The organism is Pontibacter beigongshangensis, from assembly GCF_014332515.1.
Taxonomy (GTDB): domain Bacteria; phylum Bacteroidota; class Bacteroidia; order Cytophagales; family Hymenobacteraceae; genus Pontibacter; species Pontibacter beigongshangensis.
In genome coordinates this window covers 1-317 of the sequence record NZ_VFSD01000072.1, presented here as the reverse complement: position 1 = coordinate 317, position 317 = coordinate 1, and the positions used below count along the sequence as shown (strand labels likewise).

Below are 317 nucleotides of genomic sequence, written 5' to 3'. Positions count from 1 at the left end.
GGTGCACAAGGAGCAGGGCGGCGGCGACAACCTCTCGGTGGGATGGCAGCTGCCCTCCGGTACCCTGGAGCGGCCCGTGCCCGGCAACAGGCTTACCTCCTTTAATAAACCTCCTGTGCACGAAACAGGAAAAATTACCTGGGAGTTTTGGGCGAAAGCCTACGGGTCAACGGTAGCAAGTGTGCCCGTTAGCACCACGCCGACCACCATTTCAGAGCTGACCATTTTTCAAGCCCCGGCTTTTGTGGGAGATAATTACGGGCAGCGGGTGCGCGGCTACATCACGGCCCCTGCCTCGGGCCAGTACACCTTCTGGC

General features: G+C 60.3%; 1 protein-coding gene. It reads left to right on the top strand.

Translation table 11 applies throughout. From position 1 onward, the window contains the following. The coding region (locus tag FJM74_RS22140) for a hypothetical protein (protein ID WP_187264829.1) at positions 1–317 on the top strand (317 nt) is incomplete at both ends.